22 protein-coding genes are annotated in these 23,700 nt (G+C 29.4%); 4 read left to right on the top strand and 18 right to left on the bottom strand.

The annotated features are described in order from the left end of the window. Nucleotides 1-3: 3 nt before the first annotated feature. The 9 genes from ACQRC6_RS07585 to ACQRC6_RS07545 all read right to left on the bottom strand — a co-directional run bounded on the left by ACQRC6_RS07585 (nt 4) and on the right by ACQRC6_RS07545 (nt 9,679). On the bottom strand, nt 4-1,638 hold the full coding sequence (locus tag ACQRC6_RS07585) for an ABC transporter substrate-binding protein (protein WP_427848420.1): 1,635 nt from the start codon (nt 1,636-1,638) through the stop codon (nt 4-6). 2 nt (nt 1,639-1,640) lie between these two features. Further along, complete coding sequence (locus ACQRC6_RS07580; protein ID WP_004838636.1) at nt 1,641-2,351, bottom strand: ATP-binding cassette domain-containing protein; 711 nt, start codon at nt 2,349-2,351, stop codon at nt 1,641-1,643. Continuing rightward, the gene (locus ACQRC6_RS07575; RefSeq protein WP_427848419.1) at nt 2,333-3,115 is read right to left on the bottom strand and encodes an ATP-binding cassette domain-containing protein; all 783 of its coding nucleotides are present in this window, start codon (nt 3,113-3,115) and stop codon (nt 2,333-2,335) included. The genes ACQRC6_RS07580 and ACQRC6_RS07575 overlap by 19 nt, the downstream gene beginning before the upstream one ends. A 4-nt stretch (nt 3,116-3,119) precedes the next feature. Then, nucleotides 3,120-3,896 carry an ABC transporter permease gene (locus ACQRC6_RS07570; RefSeq protein ID WP_004816322.1) on the bottom strand — a complete coding sequence of 259 codons (777 nt, stop codon included), beginning with the start codon at nt 3,894-3,896 and terminating at the stop codon, nt 3,120-3,122. Beyond that, nucleotides 3,896-4,828: an ABC transporter permease gene (locus tag ACQRC6_RS07565; protein WP_427848418.1), complete on the bottom strand. Its 933-nt coding sequence runs from the start codon at nt 4,826-4,828 to the stop codon at nt 3,896-3,898. The genes ACQRC6_RS07570 and ACQRC6_RS07565 overlap by 1 nt, the downstream gene beginning before the upstream one ends. Nucleotides 4,829-4,850: 22 nt before the next feature. Next, nucleotides 4,851-5,444, bottom strand: coding sequence for a TetR/AcrR family transcriptional regulator (locus ACQRC6_RS07560; protein WP_427848417.1), 594 nt, complete (start codon nt 5,442-5,444; stop codon nt 4,851-4,853). 610 nt (nt 5,445-6,054) lie between these two features. Beyond that, the gene (gene rpsT, locus ACQRC6_RS07555; RefSeq protein WP_293559661.1) at nt 6,055-6,324 is read right to left on the bottom strand and encodes a 30S ribosomal protein S20; all 270 of its coding nucleotides are present in this window, start codon (nt 6,322-6,324) and stop codon (nt 6,055-6,057) included. 96 nt (nt 6,325-6,420) lie between these two features. After that, nucleotides 6,421-7,434 carry a DNA polymerase III subunit delta gene (gene holA / locus ACQRC6_RS07550; protein ID WP_427848416.1) on the bottom strand — a complete coding sequence of 338 codons (1,014 nt, stop codon included), beginning with the start codon at nt 7,432-7,434 and terminating at the stop codon, nt 6,421-6,423. Continuing rightward, nucleotides 7,406-9,679, bottom strand: a complete 2,274-nt coding sequence (locus ACQRC6_RS07545; RefSeq protein ID WP_427848415.1) for a DNA internalization-related competence protein ComEC/Rec2 — start codon at nt 9,677-9,679, stop codon at nt 7,406-7,408. Before ACQRC6_RS07545 ends, holA begins: the two co-directional genes overlap by 29 nt. A 75-nt stretch (nt 9,680-9,754) precedes the next feature. Between ACQRC6_RS07545 and ACQRC6_RS07540 the strand changes: the two genes are divergently transcribed. Beyond that, nucleotides 9,755-11,215 carry an alanyl-tRNS synthetase gene (locus ACQRC6_RS07540; RefSeq protein WP_427848414.1) on the top strand — a complete coding sequence of 487 codons (1,461 nt, stop codon included), beginning with the start codon at nt 9,755-9,757 and terminating at the stop codon, nt 11,213-11,215. A 52-nt stretch (nt 11,216-11,267) separates the two neighbouring features. Here the strand turns inward: ACQRC6_RS07540 and ACQRC6_RS07535 are convergent, their stop codons facing one another. From ACQRC6_RS07535 to ACQRC6_RS07500, 8 genes are all read right to left on the bottom strand, one after another. Further along, nucleotides 11,268-11,822: a DUF6648 family protein gene (locus ACQRC6_RS07535; RefSeq protein ID WP_293559669.1), complete on the bottom strand. Its 555-nt coding sequence runs from the start codon at nt 11,820-11,822 to the stop codon at nt 11,268-11,270. A 103-nt stretch (nt 11,823-11,925) separates the two neighbouring features. Next, nucleotides 11,926-12,351 carry a hypothetical protein gene (locus tag ACQRC6_RS07530; protein WP_320849920.1) on the bottom strand — a complete coding sequence of 142 codons (426 nt, stop codon included), beginning with the start codon at nt 12,349-12,351 and terminating at the stop codon, nt 11,926-11,928. Then, nucleotides 12,348-13,256 carry a TIGR01212 family radical SAM protein gene (locus tag ACQRC6_RS07525; protein WP_427848413.1) on the bottom strand — a complete coding sequence of 303 codons (909 nt, stop codon included), beginning with the start codon at nt 13,254-13,256 and terminating at the stop codon, nt 12,348-12,350. Before ACQRC6_RS07525 ends, ACQRC6_RS07530 begins: the two co-directional genes overlap by 4 nt. Before the next feature lie 8 nt (nt 13,257-13,264). Then, entirely contained in the window at nt 13,265-13,591 is a 327-nt protein-coding gene (locus ACQRC6_RS07520; protein WP_293559675.1) for a DUF1292 domain-containing protein, read from the bottom strand. Nucleotides 13,592-13,604: 13 nt separating this feature from the next. Further along, nucleotides 13,605-15,059, bottom strand: coding sequence for an aminoacyl-histidine dipeptidase (locus ACQRC6_RS07515; RefSeq protein ID WP_427848412.1), 1,455 nt, complete (start codon nt 15,057-15,059; stop codon nt 13,605-13,607). 48 nt (nt 15,060-15,107) lie between these two features. Next, nucleotides 15,108-16,439, bottom strand: coding sequence for a GTP pyrophosphokinase (locus tag ACQRC6_RS07510; protein ID WP_427848411.1), 1,332 nt, complete (start codon nt 16,437-16,439; stop codon nt 15,108-15,110). Between the two features lie 7 nt (nt 16,440-16,446). Then, nucleotides 16,447-17,196 (bottom strand): peptidylprolyl isomerase, encoded by a 750-nt coding sequence (locus tag ACQRC6_RS07505; protein WP_427848410.1) that lies wholly within the window; start codon nt 17,194-17,196, stop codon nt 16,447-16,449. Between the two features lie 71 nt (nt 17,197-17,267). Continuing rightward, nucleotides 17,268-17,993 carry an acyl-[acyl-carrier-protein] thioesterase gene (locus ACQRC6_RS07500; protein WP_427848409.1) on the bottom strand — a complete coding sequence of 242 codons (726 nt, stop codon included), beginning with the start codon at nt 17,991-17,993 and terminating at the stop codon, nt 17,268-17,270. Nucleotides 17,994-18,284: 291 nt separating this feature from the next. On the opposite strand from ACQRC6_RS07500, the gene glmS reads away from it, so the two are divergent. From glmS to ACQRC6_RS07485, 3 genes are all read left to right on the top strand, one after another. Continuing rightward, complete coding sequence (gene glmS / locus ACQRC6_RS07495; protein WP_427848408.1) at nt 18,285-20,111, top strand: glutamine--fructose-6-phosphate transaminase (isomerizing); 1,827 nt, start codon at nt 18,285-18,287, stop codon at nt 20,109-20,111. Between the two features lie 80 nt (nt 20,112-20,191). Beyond that, on the top strand, nt 20,192-21,445 hold the full coding sequence (locus ACQRC6_RS07490) for a hemolysin family protein (protein WP_427848407.1): 1,254 nt from the start codon (nt 20,192-20,194) through the stop codon (nt 21,443-21,445). A 288-nt stretch (nt 21,446-21,733) separates the two neighbouring features. Further along, a complete protein-coding gene (locus ACQRC6_RS07485; protein ID WP_427848406.1) occupies nt 21,734-22,006 on the top strand; it encodes a hypothetical protein in 273 nt (90 codons plus the stop codon). Between the two features lie 217 nt (nt 22,007-22,223). On the opposite strand, the gene ACQRC6_RS07480 is transcribed toward ACQRC6_RS07485, so the two are convergent. After that, on the bottom strand, nt 22,224-23,486 hold the full coding sequence (locus ACQRC6_RS07480) for a sodium/glutamate symporter (protein WP_427848405.1): 1,263 nt from the start codon (nt 23,484-23,486) through the stop codon (nt 22,224-22,226). Between the last annotated feature and the right edge of the window lie 214 nt (nt 23,487-23,700).

Raw genomic sequence — 23,700 nt, 5'->3', positions numbered from 1 at the left:
TTCTCATTTAGCTTTTACACTATAAATATTGAAAAATTGTGGTGTACTTGTAAAGTCATATCCACCAATTTTGTCATTTCTATACAAAATCATTTCTTTTGAATAAGAAAGAGGCAAATCCATAGCATTTTCGTTTGAATATACTATAGCTTTTTGTATATTATCTTTAATCTCCCCTTCGTTTGTAGAAGTGGAAGCCTTCTTTATTGCATCAATATATATGTTTGAATCAGAAAGTGCTTTTAACGGCATCAAATGTGGATCCATTTCAGTGATTGATTCTTGTAAGAACTTATGAGGTTCAGTATAAGAACCCTCTGTATTCCAGGTTGTCAAATGGAATTCTCCCTTTATACCATCTGTCCACCATGACATTTGATCTTTTTCAACTAGGTCAACATCTATACCTACTTCTTTTAATTGCGTCTTTATTGCAAGTGCAGTTTCCTTAGCAAGTACTAAATCTGACCAGTAAACATATTGAAGCTTTAATGGACTTCCGTCCTTTTCTCTAATTCCTGTATCTTTATTGAATTTCCAACCCGCTTCATCTAGCAAGCTATTTGCCTTTTCAGGAGCATAACTATAATTAGTTGGATAATTTGCATCACAATAAGCTACATCTTTAGGGAATAAAGTTTCAGCTACATCTTCATATGAGTATGTTAAACTGTCGACAATGTCTTTTTTGTTAATTGCATAATTAATTGCTTGGCGAACTTTTAAATCTTCTAATTCTTTTTTACTTGGATTTAAAATTAGATTCTTAGTCAAAGTCCTATTTTTATTGACTTCTCCAGTAACATCCTTAATTTCAGAACCTTTTTTGAAGTCATCATAATTTATTAAATCTGCTCCATAAATTAAATCTATTTCCCCCTTATTTAAGGCTTGAAGTCTTGAGGAAGCATCGGGAATATATTTGACAATAACTTCATCATAATAAGGTTTTTCCCCATGATAATTTTCATTTCTAACAAATTTTGTATATTCTCCAGATTTAAATTCTTCATATACATAAGGACCTGTTCCTATATTTTCGTTAAATGTCTCAAAGTTTCCCTCAGTAAATGACTTTGGAGATGGCATCCCCAATACATTTTGGAAACAAAAGCCATTTATATAAAATTTAGACGGATTTTCATAGTGAACAGCAATCGTATTATCATCAATAACTTCTGTTGATTTTATCTCTGCAACAGCCCTAATGCCTGCAAAATTAGGGTTAGACTTATCAAAATCTAATATCTTTTTTACTGCATCAGCATTAAAATCTTCACCATCTGAAAACTTTACCCCGTCCTTTAATTTAAAGACTAAAGTTTTGCCATCATCTTTATATTCAAAGCTTTCAGCAAGTTTTGGTACAATTTCACCGTTTTCATAAGCTACTAGGGTTTCGTAAATTAAACCACAAGCCATATTATTTTCCTTATTCATTGTTAAAGTCGTAAGGTTTGTCAGTTCTTTAGCAGTACATAAGGTTAAAACCTTCTTGCTTTCATCTTTTGTGTTTTCACTTGCTACATTTGAATTTTCTTGTGCTTTTTCTTGATTCTTTTGGCAACCTCCTAGTAAAATTGAAAAACTAAATACAAGTGCCAATAAAACCATCATATTTTTTCTAAGTTTGATCATTTCTATCTCCTTTGCAATTTTCCTTCTCTCAATATTTTTCCTTTCTTTATCTCTATGATATAATCTGAAATCTGTTTTGCTTGATTTATATCATGAGTGATAAAAATATAAGAAATACTATGCTTAGATTGATAATAAAAAAGTAAGTTTAATACTTTTTCAATCGTCAGTAAGTCAAGCCCAGCTGTAACCTCATCTAGTATTAAAAAATCAGGATTAACCATAAGGGCTCTTATGAGCGACAATCTTCTTTGCTCGCCTCCAGATAGTTGGTGAACGGGCACATCTAATATTTCCTTTTTTAAATGTAAATCCTCGCAAAATAATAACACCTTTTCCTTTCTTTCCTTTTTCGACAAGTTTGTTAAATTAATAAGCCCTTCTTCCAAATTTTTAAAAGTGCTTATACCAGGATTTAAAGTACCAGATGTATCCTGGAAAACAGACTGGATATTTTTTCTATATTTCCTTATTTTTTTTAATTTTAATTTTGAGATATCTACAGAATCATAGAGTATAGATCCTTCATCTATTCTTTCTAATCCTATTAATGCTTTTGCAATGGTGCTTTTACCAGATCCACTTTCACCAATTAAACTTAAGTTATCTCCTCTTTTTAGTGAAAAGGAAATTTGATCTAGAGCTTTAAATGTCCCTTTTACTGTTTCAAAAGAAAGGCTAACATTACTCATAGCTATTTCGTCCATTTCCATTCACCTCCAGAATCTAATATTTTCTGACTACAGATAACAAATTTTCTTGTCCATTCTTCTTTAGGGCTTTCAAATATATCTTCATTATTCCCCTTTTCTATAAGGCATCCATTTTCTATCACATAGATGCAATCGCTATATTTTTTAAGAATATCAGCCTCGTGTGTTATTAACAAAATTCCTTTGCCTTTGAAATTTGTTTTAATCAATTCAAAAAATAATGATGAGTTATAATTGTCTAAGGCTGATGTTGGTTCATCAGCAATTATATAATCAGTATTTAGCCCCATAGATATCGCTAAAATCACACGCTGAATCATGCCTCCAGAGAGTTCAGTTGGATATGAATCTAAAACTCTTTCATATTCAAGATTGACGCTTTTGAGCTTATCTTTTGCTATACTTAATGCTTCTGATTTATTTATATTAAGATTAGCAATATATGTTTCAACCATTTGACTTTTTATCTTTTTTCTTTTGTCAAAAGAAATCATGGGAAGTTGAGGAATAAAAGCGATGTTTCTATTGTTGCTATTGATATTATCTTTTTCCAATATATCGAAATCATTTATAGTAATTGTTCCAGAACTTACTTTTAAATCCTCTGATAAAATCCCAAGTATTGTGTTTACTAATGTAGTCTTCCCTGCACCACTGGGTCCAGTGAGACCAATAATTTTCGCCATAGGAATACTAAGGGAAATATTATTTAAAAGATTGTTTCCTTTTTTATCTGTAACTTGTAATTGATTAACCAAAATCATATCTTCACCTTCTATTCGCTTCTTTTGCAATAATATTAAAAGACATTGTAGTAATAAAAACTGCAAAAATCGGGTAAATTATGAGTTCTGGCTTAATAAATATTGAATCTCTCGCTTCTAAAATCATAGAACCCCACTCTACAACATTTTCTCCAAGTCCAATTCCTATAAATGAAAAACCAGTAATTGCTAAAATCATATCCGCACAGGACAAACAAATATAATGAACTAAATCTAATAATATATTTGGTAGTATATGAACTAGAACCAACCTAGTCTTTGAAGCACCAAGTGAAATCATACAAGTGCAATAAGCTTTATCATATTCAATATTTATTTGAGTTCTAACAAGTCTTAAAAATCTCAATATATATGAAACAACCAAAGCGATTAATGTAGTTTTTATTCCATTTCCCCAAGATGCTATAAATATGATTAAATAAGCAATTGGTGGTATAGCCGTTACAGCATTAATAATCGAATCTACTATTACATTCTTTTTCATGGTAACTTTTGACGTTAGTGTTCCTAAAAGCAAACCTAAAGTAAAAACAATAATTGATGCCGTCATAACCATAAATAATGTAGTTTTTCCCCCGTACAGTATTCTCGATAAAACGCACCTGCCCATGCTATCATTTCCCAAAAGATACTTAGAACTTGGATTGGCAAATCTAAGGGGAAGATTAACTTCTAAGGGATCATTAGGGGCAAAAAAACTTCCAAAAAATATAAATAAAATCACTAGGAAAGGAAATAATGTCCTTTTGTTTATTTTCATTAATCTCCCCTTTCCTTTATCAAAAGATCGTTTATCAAATCTGATATTATATTAGTAAGTGCAATAAATAATGCTAAAAAGAAAACCAACCCATGAATCATCGTTGCATCACGATTTATTACAGAATTTACAATCAAATATCCAAATCCTGGAATAGAAAAAACTCCCTCAACTATTGCCACGTTTGCAATCATAAGTCCAATACTCTGAAAGAAATTTGGAATTAACTTTACTATCGAGTTTGGCAATATATGTTTCACGAACAAAGTAAATTCCTGTAGACCATTTGCTCTAAAAAACATAATATAATATTCACCATTCTCTTTGTCTAAAGCATCTTTAAATAGTGGATAATAAAAAGAAGCCCCAAATATCCCTAAAGTTATTGCAGGAAGTAGATAGTTTGTAATGCCAATATTACCTGCTACTGATAGCAAATCCCACTTTACTGCAAATATATCAAGTAAGATAATAGCAATATAAAAGCTAGGAATTGAAACACCAATAAGGCATAAAAGATTTATAAGCTTATTGATTATCTTGCTCTTCCATAAGAAAGTAATGCATCCCAAAGATAATACTAAAATTACCTGCAATATTGCGGAAAAGAAAACAACAGATAAAGTTTTTGGCAAAGCCAACATTATATTATCCCAGACTGGTTTGCCATTGCTTAAAGACTGTCCTAAGTCTAGAGAAAAAAGATTTTTAATCCAGTTAAAATATTGCTTATATACAGGTTTGTCAAAACCAAATCTTATTCTTACTTCTTCAATTTGCTCAGGTGATGGACTTCCGATATGTCTTTTAGCATATGCAGTGGCTGGATCGACGGGAGATAATTTCATTAAAACAAATGATAAAACACTGACAATTAACAATGTTAATATTAGTTCGCAAAATTTTTTTAATATTGTTTTTTTTATGCTCATTAACTTATCTCCATATTTATAATCACTCAAATTCTTTAGACAGCTTTTCTCTCAAATAATTTTCTAACATGTTTTTTATTACTTTTTTATTTTCAATGAAAATTTCTTTTTGATTTAAACTTTCATAGCCTAAGATAAGAGTATTTACAAAAGTTACTAAAAACTCATCTTTAAAAATATTTGACACCTTATCATTTGTCGGAAAAATAGAGGATAAAATTCTTGTATTTGTTTCTTTTAAATCCTCAAACATTTCATATAATCTCTTATCTTCATTTTGTAGTTTTAAAAAAATCGCATAGACACTTTTAAATTTATTTTCATCGAAAATTCTATTCATCATCATTTCAGTGATAGCTTCTATAGTAGTTAACTTAGATGTATCTATGTTTTTGCTTTTTTCTCCTCTATATTTGATACCTAATTTCATAAAATCATAAATCATGTCATAGGTTGAACCGTAGTGATAATAAACCCCGCCCTTGCTCAATCCAACTTCTTTTATAACATCTTCCATAGTGGTATTCTGAAAGCCTTTTTCTAAGAAGCATTTCTTTGCTGCTTCTTGAATTTCCAACTTCCTTTTTTCTCCAACTTTTAATTTTTTATTATCCAAAATTAAACCTCCCTTTAATTATTCCGACGGTATCGTCAGTTTTATTGTAGCCTATTTGATATGGATTTTCAATAGCAAGAAGTTAAAAAATAAAAAACAATACATAAAATTTGTACAAACAAAAAAAGCTTGATAAACTCCTAAACTAGGAATCATCAAGCTTTTTAACTAGTCTTATTAAATTAACTTATTTACTCTTTTCTGAACTACATAATAGTCATGTCCAGCTTGAGTAAATCCTTTTTTCTCCACACCATTATTTTAATGACTTCCATATTTAACTGATCGATTGTTTTATCAAAGGGATAAATTATCTCTACCTTTGTGTCAAATTCTTTTAGTCCAAATCTATCGGCTCATCTTTTAGACATTGGACACCATGATATTCTAGACAAGTTTTGACAATAAGTCTAAATAAATTAGCGTCAAAAAAAATAAAAAAATCTAAAAAACCATAAAATAAAAAACTACCTAAAAAAATTTTTTAATCAAAAAGGTAGTGGATAAATTCAAAATTTAATAAAAAAGTGAAGCAAAATAGATATTTTATTCTGTACATCACTTTTATTCTCTCAAACAAAAAAGAGAAACTTTCCCGGGAAAATTTCTCTTAGCCAGCGATTTTGCTGTTAAGTTCCTTAGCTAGTCGACTTAGCTTTCTGGAAGCTTGTTTTTTATGAATTACATTTTTATTAGCAGCTTTCTTTAATTTTTTATCTGCAAGGATTAAAAGTTCTTTTGCATCATCAATTCTATTTTCATCAAGTGCGATTCTAAAATTTTTAACTGCATTTTTCATTTCAGTTCTTATAGGTTTGTTGCGCTCAGAATTTCTTCTAGCTACATCTATTCTCTTAATAGCTGATTTAATATTTGCCATTATTTCACCTCCATATTTAACGCTTTTGCTATTTTACCACGAATTTACTTTCATTGCAAGGTTCTTTTTTGCACAACTTTGAATAGGAGTTTAAAATCATAAATTATTGCAATATTTTATAATAATTGTTTCCAAAATAACAATTTCATCCACAGAAGAAGTTTTTAGTAGCTCGTCTGCTTTAATTAATTCATCATGAAATTCTAATAAAAAATTTTTTGAAAAATTTCCCTCGTAGATTAATATTTTTTTTTCAAATTCAAATTTCTTTACATCCATTTTATTCATAATGTCATTTCTGCTCAAATTTTTTTCAGATAAAATTTTATAAGACAATAGGTTTTTAACTTGTCTAATGATCATGTGAAAAATTAAAGGAAGAGGCTCTCCTAATTTGTCGAGATTGTGAAGTTCTTTTATTGCAATTTCTGTATTTTTGCTAAGGAGTGCATCTAAAAATTTAAAAATATTTGTATCTATATTATCTGAAATTATACTTCTTATATCACTTTCTTTTATAATATTATCCTTGGCTACTGCTGCAATTTTATCCATTTCAGAATTTAAGTCAAGAAGTCTTACATCTTCATTTTTTGAATTATATCCACTTTCTTGGATAAAAATAGCAACTTCACTATCCTTAATTGATTTTCCCTTTCTTATAAAATATCCCTTAATAAAATTTCTAAGATCAGCTGAACCAAGCTTGTCGAATTCCATATCTATATTTTTTTTGTGAAAGTATTTATAAAATTTTGTAGTCTTTTTAATGCTTTGAGTATCCCAAAAAATTAAAATGACAAAATCAGATAATTTGTTTAAAAAATCATAAAAAGAATCCTTTAATTCATTTTCGTTTAGAAAATCACAGACATCTCTAAGAAGTACAATTTTTTTTTCATTCATAACGGGATAAGTTTCGCAGGCAGAAATAATATCTTCTGGCTTTACATCAGAACCCTTAAATTTGGTATAATTAAAGGCTTCTGTACCCTTTACATATTTGTTTATTAGATAACTAAGGGCATTTTCTATTAAATATTTTTCTTTTCCAAAAAATAAATAGGCTCCACTATGTGTCTTATCTCTGTAAATTTGTTTGTAATTCATAATTTTCCCTCGCTACAATATATAGTAAAGTTGTGTTTAAAATTATTAGCAAAATATAAAATCTTAAATCTACTTCTTCCTTTTTTGTGTCAATTCTAAGATTGTCGCCCTGCATTTTTAAATCCACTTCGCCGTCTTTTGCAGTAACATAATATATGATACCATGTTTTTCCAAATTCTGTATCACTTCTTGATGTGGATGACCATAGGAATTGTCGACTCCTGCTGAAATTATGGCAATTTTTGGCTTTGTTTTGTACAAAAATTCATTTGAGGTTGAAGTTTTTGAACCATGATGGGCAACCTTTAAAATATCAATTTTACTATTTATTTTCTTTTCAACTTGTTCTGAAATATCGCCAGTAAAAAGTGTCTTAAAACCTCTGTGATTTATTAACAATACCATTGAATTATCATTTTCATCTTCGCTATTTAAAACATCGCTTATTACTTCAATAGTTGTTTCTTTGGAAATTTTTATAATGTCGCCCTTTTCTAGCATTGTAACCTTAGAAAATTTTTTTGCATCTTCTAAAATTTTTGGATCTTCTGGCAAGTGATTTATATATACATTTTTTACATTATATTTTTTTACGAGTTTGCTCAAGTTACCAGCGTGGTCTTCGTCAAAGTGAGATAAAAATATTCCGTCGATTTTTGAAATTCCTCTCACCTTTAATGTTGGAAATAAAAACTTTTCTGCAATTTTATTTTCAAATCTCGCCCCGCCAGTGTCTATTAAATAATTTTTATCGCGAAAACTAATTAATGTTGAGTCCCCTTGGTCGATGTAAAGATGACATTCTTTGTATGTATTGTAATCCTCAAATATTCCTAAAGATGTTGCTACAAAAAATACTACCATATAAATTTCAATTATTTTAATATTTGGCACAATAATTTCTTTTAACTTATGTCTATATAAAATTAATATAAGTAAAATGTAGTATATAAAAATGTACTCAAATTTAAAAGCCCTCAGTAAAAGGAAAAAACTTCCCTTTGAAACAAATAAACTTTCCAATCCATAAGTTGCATTCATTAAAGTATTTAAAATTTTGCCAAATAATCTCGGTAAAATGCCCACACCTAGAAGAAAACCAAGAGAAATTATAACCGAATAAATTGGCACTATCACTAAATTTGTGATAAAAACCAAAATAGAAAAACCGTCGAAATAATAATTTATTATTGGAAAAAGTGAAATTAATGCAGATGCTGTTCCCAAAATTGATTTTTTAATAATTCCATTGCCAGCCACCCTATTATTTAACGCTGGATAGACAAAAACTAATCCAAAAATTGCACCGTAGGACATAATCATTGAAATTGAATAAATTGCCATGGGATTAATAAATAAAATTATGGACAAACTTAGAAAATAAATTTTTTTCACATCTAAGTCTTTTTTCAAATAGATATTTCCCTTGTACGAAAGAAAAAATAAAAAGGCACGCAGAGCCGAAATTGGAGCACCAATAGTAATTATGTAAAAAAGTATTGCTATTGTAACTATTAAATCTGTGAGTTTCCTATCTTTAATAAGTTTCTTTGTTATGCTTTCTAAAAAAATAACGAGAACGCCAATGTGAAGACCTGACACAGCCAAGATGTGACTAATGCCAAGATTATTAAATCTATCTCTATCTCCCTCTCCCATTAAAGATTTATCGGCAAGGACAATCGAAGACATTAAATTTGAATTTCTCTCATCTAAATTTTCTGAATAAAATTTTTTTGCCCTATTAATACAAAAATTTGAAAATCTATAAAAAGCACTTGGTTCAGAAATCTTTTTATAACTTTTTATATTTCCAATAGAATAAACTCCTTGAGCCTTGTTGTTTTTTTCAAAATCAAAAGTTCCATAATTCATCGCAGGAAGTGGCGAACTAAATTTTCCAAAAATTTTATAATTTGCTCCACGTTCTAGTTTTTCGTAGACCAAAATTTTTGTCCTAAGGTTTTTACCCCTTATGGAATTTGTTTTAAGTACCGATTTATTTTCATTTGAAGAAATAACTGTTCCTGTTACTTCGCCAGTAAAATCTTCTATTTTATAATCTCTAAAACTAAAATTTATGTAAACTGCACAAATTATGAGAGGAAATAAAAATAATTTTATATCTTCTTTTTGCGTTACAATAACAAGGGCTAAAGCCAAAAAAAAGATTGCCTTTATTAAACTTATCTTAATAAAAATTGAAAGTAAAATTCCCAAAAAAATTGTTCCAAATAAATACATAGGCACCCCTTCTTATTATATATCTTTTTAAAGCGTGAAGTCACGAAATATGATAATATATTATAGGAGGTAATTATGAATTCGAAATACAAAAATCCTTACAAAAAAAATTATAAATTAAAAATTATTGATAAAATAAATCGAAATGGAATTACTTATGGAAAGCTTGAAGATGCACCTTTCTTCACTGGAAGCGAAAATCTTTTAGCTGATGAAATTAAAATAAACGGAGAAAAACCACTATTTTTATCTGGCAATAAAAATTACTTTAAAGTTGATGAAAACAAAGATGAAGTTGAAATTGAAATAAACTGGAAAACTAGACTTCTTTTGATGCAAGAAAATCTTGGCAATGCACTAATAAGATATTTCCTTACAAGTAATACCAATTCAGAAATTTTAAATTACAAAGTTGGAAAAAACTCTTCTTACATAGATGTGAACGCAAAAGATTTTAAATTTATGACCATAAGAAATATTGAATCTCTTGCTAATTATGCAGTCTTCTCTAATTTAGCAATTGAAAATTTTGATGATTATTTGTCAATTGAAAGACTTGCAAAAATTTCTTATGAAGGTCCTGCACTAAAAAGAACTGGTGAAATTGGAATGATCCTTATTTCTTCCGTTGACAAGGTAAATTCTGCAATTAGACTTACAATTGTATCAGGTGAAAATGCCTACAAACTTGCGAGAAATTCCATTAATACTCTTGAAAATATGAAGATGTACCTAAATAGCGATAGCATTGAAAATGTGTTTTCTGATGTAAAAAAGCTTAAATCTACTGGATTAATTAATGCACCAAAAATTTCAGCCGATGAAAACTCTTTTGAAAATAAAAATGACGTTAAAACAAAAGCTGAAGGGAACATAAAAAATTGTGATTCAAAAAAAATTGAGAATAATGAACAAGGGGAAAATGAATTATCTTCAAAAGAAAATTTAAAATTTGAAGAAAGCAAAATAGATTTAGAAAAATTTAATTTTAAACCAATGCCTAAAAAAGAATTTTTTGTAAAATCAGAAAATTCTAAGGAAGAAATAAAAAATGATGAAGTTAAAAATTATTCCCAAACCCAAAAAATTTTAGAAAGAGAAAAAATTTCTAATCCAGATGAAAATAAAGTACCCTCAAAAATTGATTTAGATAAAGATAAGGAAAAATCCCCTCTTTTTTATCAAGCAGTAGAAAGCTTTAAGCGATTTGCCACAGATGTCGCTGGAATAAACTATATTTACAAAGTTCTTAACGATGTCAACTTAAAAGAACTCCGTGAAATTTCAAATTATATTTTAAAGGAAGACAATTTTATACAAATTTACGGATTAAAAAATGGAAATAGGTCAAAAGTAATAATACTTCGCTCACAAAATTTGAATTTTGACCTAAAGAAAATTTATAAAAAATTAGAAGATAATTTTGAATTTACTGGAACTGGCAATATGTACACTCTTGATTTGGAATGTAGGGAAAGTGACATGATAAGAATTATGGAGAGCTTTTTAATTGAAATTAAAAGATACGCAAAATAAATTAAGCTTAGAAAGCAAAAAGGGCTGAGGGGATATTTCCCGCAGTCCTTTTTTAATAATATTTTTCATTTATATAGTGATCTATAATTGATGTCTTCATTTTGCTGTCAAAAATATTTTCATCTTTTAGAATTCTCAAAAGCCAAGGAGCCTTTGAGTGAAAGATTGCCTCTTTCTTGTCCTCTAAAACTATTTCATAAAGTACATTTCTAAGTGCCTTTGATTGACACTTAATATAATAAGCCTTAGTATTTCTAAAATCTTGTATCTTTAAAATATTTAAGACAGATTTGTCTTTAAGTTGATAATATTTATTTGTTAAATTTAAATAATAATTATAATACTTTGAATGTTTTTTTGTATTCCTGACATCTTTGGAAAGAGCTCTATAATACTTTGCCATTACATTGTAATACTGATAATTGTACATTCCCTTTTCATAGGAATCTACTTTAATGTAAGGCCTTGCATTTCTTAGAGCAAAATAATCAAAATTTTTTTGCAAAAATTCTCTCTTAGAGATGTCGCCATTTGTGTATTGCATTATGAGAAAGGATCTGTGCTCAAAAAAATCTTCAAAAAGTCCCTTCTTTTTATTAACTTCCACGAAGCACCATTAAATTACACTTAGAACTATTGGAATTACCATGGCAATAATAAGTAATAATGCAATAATCCTAACCACTGTTTTTCTATCCACTTATAACACCTTATTTACCAGTTACTTCTAGACAATTATCTTTTAGAGATTCAGGCATATCTTCTTTTAGATAATCAACATTGATGTAGATTTCTTTGTTTTCTGCATCAGGAATTTTAGAAACTTTATTGTATAAATGTTCTAAATCTTCAATATTTAGTTTCAATACTTTGTAGATTCCGTCAACATAAATTTTGTGTAAATCATAATCCATTGCAAAAAGTCCGCAAATGAATCCATAAAAACTATCAATAGAATTTAATCTGTATTCAGTTGCATTGATAAGTCTTACATTGTAATCTAAACTGAAGATGTGATCGTCGTCAACTTCTACGAAAGCAATATTTCCATCGCCCTTTTTCATATCATCATTTGCGTTGTCGATTAACCATCTTGTCTTTCCAGAGCCTTTGCTCCCTAAAATATACTTTATCATAGTATTTCTCCTTTCACTAGATCACCTTGATTGTATTCATTTTCATGCATAACATCTATAATATCATCTCTAATTTTCCACCATGATGTATTCCAATTGCAAAAAAGAGAATCTTCATAAGGTGCTCTTCCTATTATTCTTTCCACTATTATATCATCTTTAAGATTTCTTAAAAAGAGTATAACTTTTTTCTTGTAATCATCTAAAGAAATAGGATTTATTTGTCCGCGTTGATACATCTTTCCAAGTGCAGTGTCCTTTAAGATATAAAGGGCGTGAATCTTAACTTCGTCTATGCCAAGGACATTTAATATTTTTGCACATTCAATAATGTCTAAATCGTCATCCCAAGGAATTCCAATTATTATATGAGTACAAACATTTAAATTCCTTCTTTTTAATTTTAATGCAGCATCTATAAATTCAGAAAGACCATGTCCTCTATTTAATTTTTTCAGACTGTGATAATTTGGCGTCTGAAGACCAATTTCAACTGTTACAAAATAATTTTTCCCTAATTCTTCCAAATAATCTAAATGCTTTTCTGGAAGATAATCAGGTCTTGTGGATATACTTACGCCAACTACATCTTCTATGAGAGCTTCTTCGATAACTCTTTTAAATTCATCAAAGGGCATATAGGTATTGGTAAAATTTTGAAAGTAGGCAATAAATTTATTTGCCTTATATTTATTTTTTATGTGGTCTTTATTTTTCAAAAGTTGCTCCCTAACAGTTCCAAAATTATTTTCAAAACTGCCGCCTTCTTCACCACAAAAAATACAACCGCCAACTCCACAAGTACCATCTCTATTGGGGCAAGTTAAATCAAGTTTTACGGGAAGTTTGTAGACTTTTTCGCCAAACTTTTCCCTTAAAAAATCAGAATATTTTCTGTAAACCATTTAGGAAATTATTCTTCTTCCTCATCATCAAAAATTTCTTCAAAAGTTTTTGAAACTTTTTCAAATTCTTCTTCAGATTCAATTATGTCAAGTTCAACTTCTTCTTCGTCAATTTCTTTGTACTTATAAAGAAATACATCTTCTCCATCTTCTTTATCTTCAGGAATAAGAGCAATGTATTCATTATCTTCACATTCAAATATTCCAAGAACTATACACACCATTTCACTGTCATCATCTAGTGTAAGTGTAATAGTTTGGTAACCTTCCTCGTGATCGCAACCACAATCGCAGTTTTCGTCGTGTTCATGTAAGTTTTTTTCTTCGTTATTCATATTTCCTCCAAATTTATTTTAATTTTTCTAGTATTCTTAATAAGAAATCAAATACTCTTTCAGTTGATGAAATTGAAAGGTGTTCGCCAGGTGCGTGAACTCCCTTCATATTTGGTCCAATTGAAAGCATATCGATATCGCCAATTGTTTCGACAAACATTCCACATTCAAGTCCTGCGTGAATTGCTTCTAGTTTAAATTCTTTACCACTTACTTCTTTGTAAGCTTCTTTTGCAACTTCACGTAATGGGGAATTTTCTTTGTACTCCCATGCTGGATACTTTGTCATGACTTCTATTTCTGCGCCAAGACTATCAGCTGCAATTTTATTTACAAGTCCAATATATTCTTTAGAAGACTGGACAGAAGATCTAATATTAGAAATAATATTTATAGATTCTTCTTTATCTTCAATTACTCCAACATTCACAGAAGTCTCTACTAATCCGTGAATATTTTTACTCATAGCAATTACGCCATTAGGAAGTATATTTAATAGGCTTAAAATTTTATTTTTCAATTCATCAGTAAAGGCTTTTTCTGAATTGACCTTTGTTTTTTCAAAATTTAACCTTACATCAGGATCAACTTTTCCAAGTTCTGTAACGAAATGAGAATTAAGTTCCACGATTATGTCTTGAATTTTTTTAATATCTTCTTCTTTTATTGCAACTATTGCCTTTGCATATCTTGGAATTGCATTAGGTTTTGCTCCGCCTTCAATTTCAACTAAGTCTCCGTCAACTTTTTCAAAAATTTTGTAAAGACTTCTTCCCAAAATTTTTATTGCGTTGCCTAAACCAACTTGAATTTCTTGACCAGAGTGTCCTCCTCTTAATCCATTTACAATTATTTCGTATAGCGTTTTTTCTTTGTCTAATTTCTTGAATTCTTTTTTAAATTTTATAAGATCTCTTTCTGCACCAGCACATGAAATACATCCCACGCCTTCAGTTTCTGAATCGAGGTTTAAAAGTCTTTTTGACGTAACCATTCCCTTTTCAAGATTGGCTGCACCAGTCATTCCGCTTTCTTCGTTAACTGTGAAAAGTGCTTCTATCTTTGGATGTTTATACTCCTTTGACTCTAAAAGAGCAAGTATCATGGCAACAGCAATTCCATTGTCTGCACCAAGAGTTGTATCGTGAGCGACAATAAAATCGCCATCTATTTCATACTTTATTGCATCCTTGGAAAAATCAATTATACATTCAGGAGTTTTTTCACAAACCATGTCCATATGTCCTTGCAAAATTATGCTATCAACGTCTTCATAGCCCTTTGTTGCTTCTTTTACAATAACAACATTTCCTATTTTATCAGTTTTATATTCTAAATTATGTTCTTTTGCAAATTCAATTAAGTAATTTCTAATTTTTTCTTCTTCAAAGGAACATCTTGGGATTTTTGTCAATTTATCAAAATAATAAAAAATTCTATTATCCAACAAGGTATTCATATCTTTCATTTTAACCTCCTAGTTACATTATACATAAGTGTAAAGGATATTTATAGCTTAAAAGGTGTAATTATCTTTAAATATTTTAATCATTTTTTCTAGGCTTGTGGCATCACTTTTATTAATTTCACAAAGAACAGAGTTGAATTTATTTAAAGATGTATTCAAAAGAAATTCTATAGTTGTTTTTTCTCTAAATTCATCAATTACTGAAGACAAAAATACACTTTCCACTTGATCACGTTCATCTTTTGAAAGATCTTTGCTTTCAAAAAGATTAGATAAACACATCATATATTCGTATCTCACAAAAATAATAAATTCTGTAAAAATTTTGCCATAGGATTCTTGAGAAATTAATCTTATTATTTTAAATAAAATATTCCAATCCAAATCATTGTTTATAACTTCTCCAAGAATTTCTGTGATTTCTTTTGAAAAACTGTCATAATATTTTGGATTCTTTTCAAAAACTATGTATTCCTCAACATTCATCTCATTACCTGAAACAGAATTAATTTTATTAATTAAATTAATAAAATTTTCTCCGTAACTTAAATCTTTATTTTTTGAAGATTTCATAAATAGAAAATCAACAACTACGTCTGTAATAATTTTTATATTTATAAAAAGTCCAAGTTCATCGTGTATTTTCCTAGTGAAAACATCGTGAAGAATTTTTGAGAGAAGTTTCTTTAGCTGAATTTCTGCAGAAATAGTTTCAGAAGCATCTTGTTTTTTCACATGGTCGTATAAAATCATTAATTGTTTGTCGATCATCTTCAAGCTGTCATTAATTGAATTCATTATTTCTCTAAAAAAACCTTCTGTAATAATGTAATTGTAATTTTTGTAAAGAAGTTTGTGATCAATTTCTCCCCAAAAAACATTTACGAAGGATTTTATTTGAAGTTCAAAACAATATATAAAAGAACCTGTGTCATATTCGCCATCTAATTTATACATTTTAAAACCATTTGCAAGAGTCTGAGGCTGTGGGTCATCTAATTTTAATCTAATCTTTTTATTAATATTTGACTTGTAATAGCCTCTGTCAGACTTTATAGTAAAATCTTCAATGATTTTTTTATACAGTGCTTCTTCATCTTTAATAAAACGACATTCAACTCTAATGCCAACTAAATCTTGAATTTGTTTAAAGCCACGAACGGGATCAGGAAACCTCATGAAAAAATTTCTTCTAATTAATTTTTCACGAAGAGATTCCTGAGTTTTTATTCTCGTAGTAATATTTGTGAGTCTATCGTCATCTAAAAATATGTAGGAAAAATACTTTTTAAGCTCTTTATTAACTCCTGCAAGTTCAATTTTGTGATAATCAAAAAGATCTAATACATCGTCGATGTAATTAAAAAGCTCGAGTTTCATATTTCACCTAGACATTCATTTTCACTTCATATTTATCTTTAAGTTCAGTTATTTTTTTGTTATAAATTTCTTGTTCTTTTTGCCTTCTAATTTGTGTAGCAATTTTATCCTTAACTTCATCAAGGGTTAAATCTCTACCTTTATTTTTGTCGTTAATTTTAATAATGTGATAACCAAATTGTGTCTTAACAGGTTGGGTAACTGTTCCAACTTCATTTGCAAATACTGCGTCTTCAAATTCCTTTACCATTTGTCCCCTAGTGAAAGTCCCTAATTCGCCGCCCTTTTCCTTTGATGGACAAGTAGAAAATTCCTTTGCAAGACTTGCAAAATCTTCGCCATTTTTTATTTTTTCATAAATTTCTCTTGCCTTGTCTTCTTCTTCCACTAAAATATGAGAAGCATTTGCACTTTCCTTTTCTTTAAAAGCCTCTTTATTATCTTCGTAGAATTTTTTAATTTCGTCTTCTGTTACAGTTACCTTTGCAAGAAGTTTTCCAAGAGCGTAAGTTTTTAACATACTCTCCTTAGTTTTATCTAAAACTTGTATAAATTCGTCATCTTTATCCATTCCCTTTTCTATTGCATCTTGGTACAAAAGAGTTTGATATACAAGTTCATTTACAACTTCTTTATTCATCTCTTCCCCGCCAAAATATTGTTTAAGCTGTGGATTTAGTGAATCTATAAATAAATTGTAGTCCACTCCTGTAATTTTCTTGCCATTTACCTCTGCTAAAAGCTTGTCCTTATCCATTATTACCTCCGCAATTTATATCAATTTATAAGTTTTCCATAATTTTATGTTACCATTTGAAAAAACTTTTTTCAACTAATATAGTGGCAGCAAACTCTCGCATAAATCTCGCTTTTTTCTTTATTTCTAAAGAAAAAGTAAAGCTTATCATCTTCTAAATATACATAAATAAAGACACGATCACCGTATTTCAATTCCTTTACATAATTTATATTCACATCAGTAAATTTTATATTATATAAACTTTTAGGCAATGCTTCATAAAGTAGTTTGGCATAGACGCTATTGTTCACATGATTATTTATATCTATATCATCTTTTAATATATTATAATCAAAATTATTTATAGCCTCTATGTCCTTAGGCTCATTAACTCTTTCAATTTTATCAAAATTCTTCACATAATATGTGCTATAAATTTCAGAAACTTCTCTTGGAATTTTTATTGGCTTTAATTTTTTTAAATCAATTAATAGAAAAATGGAAGATGCCGAAACTATTTTTTCACCTTCTACATACATTTCAAATTCACGAAATGCGTTGATACCCTTAAAACCACTTGCCCAAGTTCTTACTTTTATTTTTTGATAAGCTTTTGGATATTTTAAAATTTTTATAAACCATTTATAAATCATCCAAGTGTAACCTTTACTTATTAAGTTGTTACTATCTTCGCCTAAACTAATTGACTGACAATTTGATGTCTCCACAAAATAATTAATTATATGATTAAGTGGAAGTTCTCCATTTTTGCACAAAAAATTTTCCACAATATACTTTTTTTCGTAAATACTCATAACTACCTCCAAATTTATTTTAACACATTACTTTTTTTATTTTTTAAAATAAAATTTACAAAAATCATCATTTATCTTTAAAAGTTTACTTTAAATAGCCCTTATGTTAAAATCAACTGAAGAGATAAAAATAATTTAAGCGCCTGAGCCCTAGTGGCTGACGAGGGATAGAGTTATCGAATATCGGCGGATGCTCTAAAGGTTTCACAGCCTAAACATTTTACAAAAAATAAAAGCAATTTTATAACAAAATAAATGTAGTGAGTCTCTAATAAATTTGGAGGTAGAAATATGTGCGGAATAGTTGGATATATTGGAAAAAACAACGCAACGAAATTAGTGCTAGAAGGTCTAAAAAAATTAGAATACAGAGGTTATGACTCTGCAGGACTTTCTATTATAAGAGATAATAAATTGATGACCTTTAAGAAAAAGGGTCGCATAAAAGTTTTGGAAGAATCCTTTGATCAAGATGAATTCTCATCAAATATCTCAATTGGACATACAAGATGGGCAACTCACGGAGAGCCAAATGAAATAAATGCTCATCCTCATCTATCAAGTGACGGCAAAATTACTGTGGTTCACAATGGTATCATTGAAAATTACTTAGAACTTAGAAATGATTTAATAAAAAAGGGATATAATTTCCTTTCACAAACGGATACAGAAGTAATTCCAAATGTAATTGCCGATAATTATAAGGGCGACATCTTAGATGCTGTTTTTAAGGCAACTGAAATTTTAAAGGGAGCTTATAGCATTGGCATACTTGATGAAAATGAACCTAATAGACTTATCGCTGTTAGAAATTCATCTCCCCTTCTTTTTGCAATTTGCAAAGGCGGATATTTTATTGCAAGTGATATTACATCAGTAATTGAACATACAAATAAAATTATTTATCTCGAAGATGGCGATATAATTGATATTCGAGAAAATTCCTATAAGATTTACGACAAAAACCACAAAGAAGTTGAAAGAGAAATAACTGAAGTTAATATTTCAGCAGCTGACGCATCTAAGGAAGGCTACGACCATTTCCTAATTAAAGAAATTCACGAGCAACCTCGCGTTTTGCGTGAAGTTATTTCAATTAAACACAATAATTATGTAATAAATCTTCCAGCAGAGGGAAGTCTTTCACTTGAAGAATTAAAAAATATTAACAAGATTTATATCACTGCATGTGGAACTGCCTTTCATGCAGGAGAAGCAGGAAAATATGCAATAGAAAATCTTGCAAAAATTCCAGTCATTTCTGAAATTGCTTCTGAGTTCAGATACAAAAATATGTTTGTAGATGACAAATCCCTCGTTATTTTTGTATCACAATCAGGAGAAACTGCAGATACTTTAGCTGCATTGAGAAAAGCAAAGGCGATTGGTGCAAAAACTCTTGCCATTACAAATGTAGTTGGCTCATCTATTTCAAGAGAAGCTGATAAAGTTGTATATTGCTATGCTGGTCCAGAAATTTCTGTCGCTTCAACTAAAGCTTACACTACACAAGTTATTTCCCTTTACTTCTTGGCGATGGACATAGCGCTAAAATTAAAGGCAATCACTCAAGAACAGGTTAAAGATATAATTCAAAACATGGAAAAAATTCCATCTCAAATTGAAGAAATCTTAAAACACAAAGATGAATTTAAAAAAATTGCAAATTCTATTAAAGATGCAAAATCAATTTTCTACACTGGAAGATCACTTGACTATATAACTGCAAAAGAAGGTGCACTAAAACTTAAAGAAATTTCCTACATTCACACTGAAGCCTTCCCTTCAGGCGAATTAAAACACGGTTCCATCGCCCTTATTGAAGAAGGAACACCAGTTATATCAGTAGCAACTCAAAGTTCTATTTTGGAAAAAACAATTTCAAATAACCAAGAACTACTAGCAAGAGGTGCCACAGTAATTTCAATTGCAGAAGAAAAAAACAAATTTGTAAAGGACTCTTCTGATGTAATGATTGAAATTCCAAACACAATAGATTTGTTAACACCACTTCTCGCAGTAATACCAGAACAATTGATTGCATATTACGCTTCAGTCTTACTTGGCAATGATGTAGACAAACCAAGAAACTTGGCAAAATCTGTAACAGTAGAATAATTATAAGAGCTGCCTTTGTGCAGCTTTTTTAGTTTTCATAAGGACATTTCGGGTATATAATATAAATGGAGTTGAATTTTATGAATGAATACATATACCTTCTCATATCCATTGTGGCACTTTACTTTTCATATTTGTTTACACTTATAGAAAATGCCTATCTTGCCCTTGGACCTGTAAAAATTTCAAAATTAGAAGACTTAGAAGTTAAAAATCTTGCAATTATAAAAAAACTTGTTAAAAATGAAAATATTTATTCTTCAACACTTATTTTAGATTATTTTTCCAATTCACTTACTGTGATTTTTATGTCTTTATTTTTCTTTTTTAAATGGAATCATATTGGAATGATTTTTGGAATAATAATCTCCACTATAATTGTAATAATTTTTGGCGAAACCTTGCCTAGAAACCTTGGCAAAAATAATTATGAAGTAATTGTACCTAAGTACGCAAAATTTTTAAAATATTTAATAGTTTTTATGCGTCCACTTTCATTACTAATTACATTTCTATCTCAAAATATTATTAAATTAATTATTAAGGACAAAAGTTATAAAGAGCCAATAATTACAGAAGATGATTTAAAAGATGCAATGGACCTTAGTATAGAAGAAGGAATTATAAATAAAAATGAGTCCATGATGATTCAAAATGTAATTGGATTTAAAGATACCTTTGCAAAAGATATTATGACTCCAAGAACTGACATTGTGGCAATTGATATTGAAGACGACTATGAGGAAATCATCGAAAAAATTTCTGAATATTCTTACTCGAGAATGCCAGTTTATCAGGATAGTTTAGACAACATCATTGGCATATTAAATGTTAAAGAACTCTTCCACATGGATAGGACAAAAACCCTTGCTGAAAATAAGTCTTTTTTCAAAAAGCCTTTTTTCACCTACGAGTACAAACCTACGGGAACACTTTTTAGTGAAATGAGACAACATAAATTATCTGTTGCCATAGTTACTGACGAATATGGCGGCACCGAAGGCATGATTACCTTTGAAGACATAATTGAAAAAATAGTGGGACAAATCTCTGACGAGTATGACACAGAGGAAGATGAAGACATAATAAATATCGCTCCTGGAAAATATTTAATCGACGCATCAGTTAATATAGACGAAATAAATCAAAAATTTGGAACAGAACTTGAATGCCAAGAATTCGATTCCCTTGGCGGATTTATCATCGAAAACATCGATAGATTTCCAAAGCTAAATGAAGTTTTAAATATTTCTGATTTAAAATTTACAATAGCAAAGAAAACAAAAAATAGAATTAAAAAAATAATATTAGAATTTCCACAAAAGAATATGTAAAATAAAACCTCCCTTTGAATTTCTATTAAAGAAATTCAAAGGGAGGTTTGTTTTTTACTTCATTTGACAAAGAGCCTAAAAAAACAATAAGACTACGATTAACCTTATTATCCCACTCTTTCATTAAATGATTTTAAAGTTTTTTGGTAATTTATATTTCTATTTACATGAAATAAGTACCAGTGATAGGAACTAACTTTTAATAAATTACTGTCTCTATATGATGAGATTTAAAGCACATTTATTAACTTTAAAAACCAAGCCACTATTGTATAAAGATATGTGGATATGGCTTTAAATAAATTTAATGATGCAAGCCCAAAAAACACTATAAATACAAAAATATTCGGAGCCAACAACAGTACTAATATTACCCAAACAATCCAATTTTTATTGACAAAAAATAATCCTAAAATAAAAGTTACAGCAGATGAGAACAATAAAAAAGAATCCAGAAAGTATATATTTCCATGTAATTTAGTTAAAAAGTTTAGCTCATCTAAATTCATTAAAATAATATCTACTATAAACGAACTGATTATTATTAAAGAAATAAGGTAAAATAACCTTCTTACCTTTTGACTTTTCTTTAAATTGCTCCTTAATCCCATAAAAAGTCCTTCCTTTATTCTTTAATAATCTAGCATCCATATCTCCAATTTTCAAATGCAAAATAACTTCTAACTACTTTAGCAATTTATCTTTGCCCACCAGTCATACAATCAATATTCCTATCTATAATAATCTAATTAAATCTATAATTTTTTTGTAATTTAATTTAAGAACCGCTTATTATCTTACCGAAGAATGATAAGAAAATCGGATTGTAAATATCGTCAATTATTACTGCAAAGGAAGGATAAAGTACCCAAGCAATAGTATTGTATCCATAAGTATCCATTACTGCCTTTGTATTAGCTACTGCATTTGGACCTGATCCACAACCCCATCCGCAGTTTCCTGCTGCCATGACTGCTGCGCCATAATCTCTGCCAAATAAATTGTAAGAAACAAAAATTGCAAACAATGCCATAAGAACTGCTTGAGCTACTAAAACTATTCCCATTTGTCCTAAATGACTTAATAATTTAGTAATATCAATTGTCATGAGAACTAGCGCAAGATAAAGCTCAAGGAACATATGCTCAATAGTGCTAATTTCAGCTACATAAGTGTCCCTTTTAGATTTTTCAATGATATTTCTTGCAATTGCTCCAGCAAATAAACAACCTATAAATTTAGGCATTTCAATTTTTGGAATGCTGTCAAGCAAGAAGTAAATTGGCATACCTAGAGCCGCTATTAATAAAACCATGGCAAAAGCCACAATCATTCTGCTGTCAACTAAAGGCACTACTTTATCGCTAAGTTCGGATTCTGGTCTATCGTTTGGATCAGCTTTTAAATTATACTTGCTAATTAAAAATGCTGCCACAGGTCCACCAATTAATGAACCCATAATATTTCCCATTGTTCCTGCTGCAACTCCAATTTCTGTTACTCCATCAGGTGCTCCCCATTCGGCAAAAATTGGTCCAAAGGCAGATGCAGTTCCAACTCCACCTGACATAGCTGCAGATGAACATTGAAGTGCAAACAACGGATGCATACCTATTGCCTTAGCAACTAATACTCCAACGATGTCTTGCAAAGTTATCAATAAGCAAGCTGCAAAAGCAATATTGAAAATCAATTTTCCTCCTGCTTTTTTAAATAAAGATGTAGAAAATCCATATCCAACTGTTAAAAAGAATATATTCTGTGCAAGATCCTTTGTAATCTTTGCATCAAAATGAAGGGCAATAATTCCTGATAATTTAATGATTGCCACAATAATAGAAAATATAAGTCCTGATACAACTGGTGCAGGAATTGCATATTTCTTTAAAGCAGATGAATGACTTACACACCACCTACCAGCAAAAATTACTAAAGCCGCAATACCTAGTGTACAAAGGTATTCAAATTCAAAACTTGCAACTTCGCCATTTTTACCGGGAGTATAAGTTCCAAAATAACTAAGAACGTGTTCTAATGTCATACTAAAACCTCCAATAAAATTTTTATCATAATAAGCTTATAAAATTATAAAAATTATCATGATAAACTATAATATCACAATACTTTTTCTTTTTCTATCAATCTTTTTTTGTAATATTTATTCAAGAAATCAAAAGTAGCTTTTTTATATATTTTGAAGGTTTATATAAAAACCTGCTAACAAAAGTCAAGCCTAACCTGAAATTAATTTCAGG

Origin of the sequence: Peptoniphilus sp. SGI.035 (genome assembly GCF_050315115.1) — a bacterium.
Classification (GTDB): domain Bacteria; phylum Bacillota; class Clostridia; order Tissierellales; family Peptoniphilaceae; genus Peptoniphilus_A.
The sequence above is the reverse complement of the archived record's forward strand: the minus strand, read 5'-3'. Positions and strand labels throughout refer to the sequence as shown.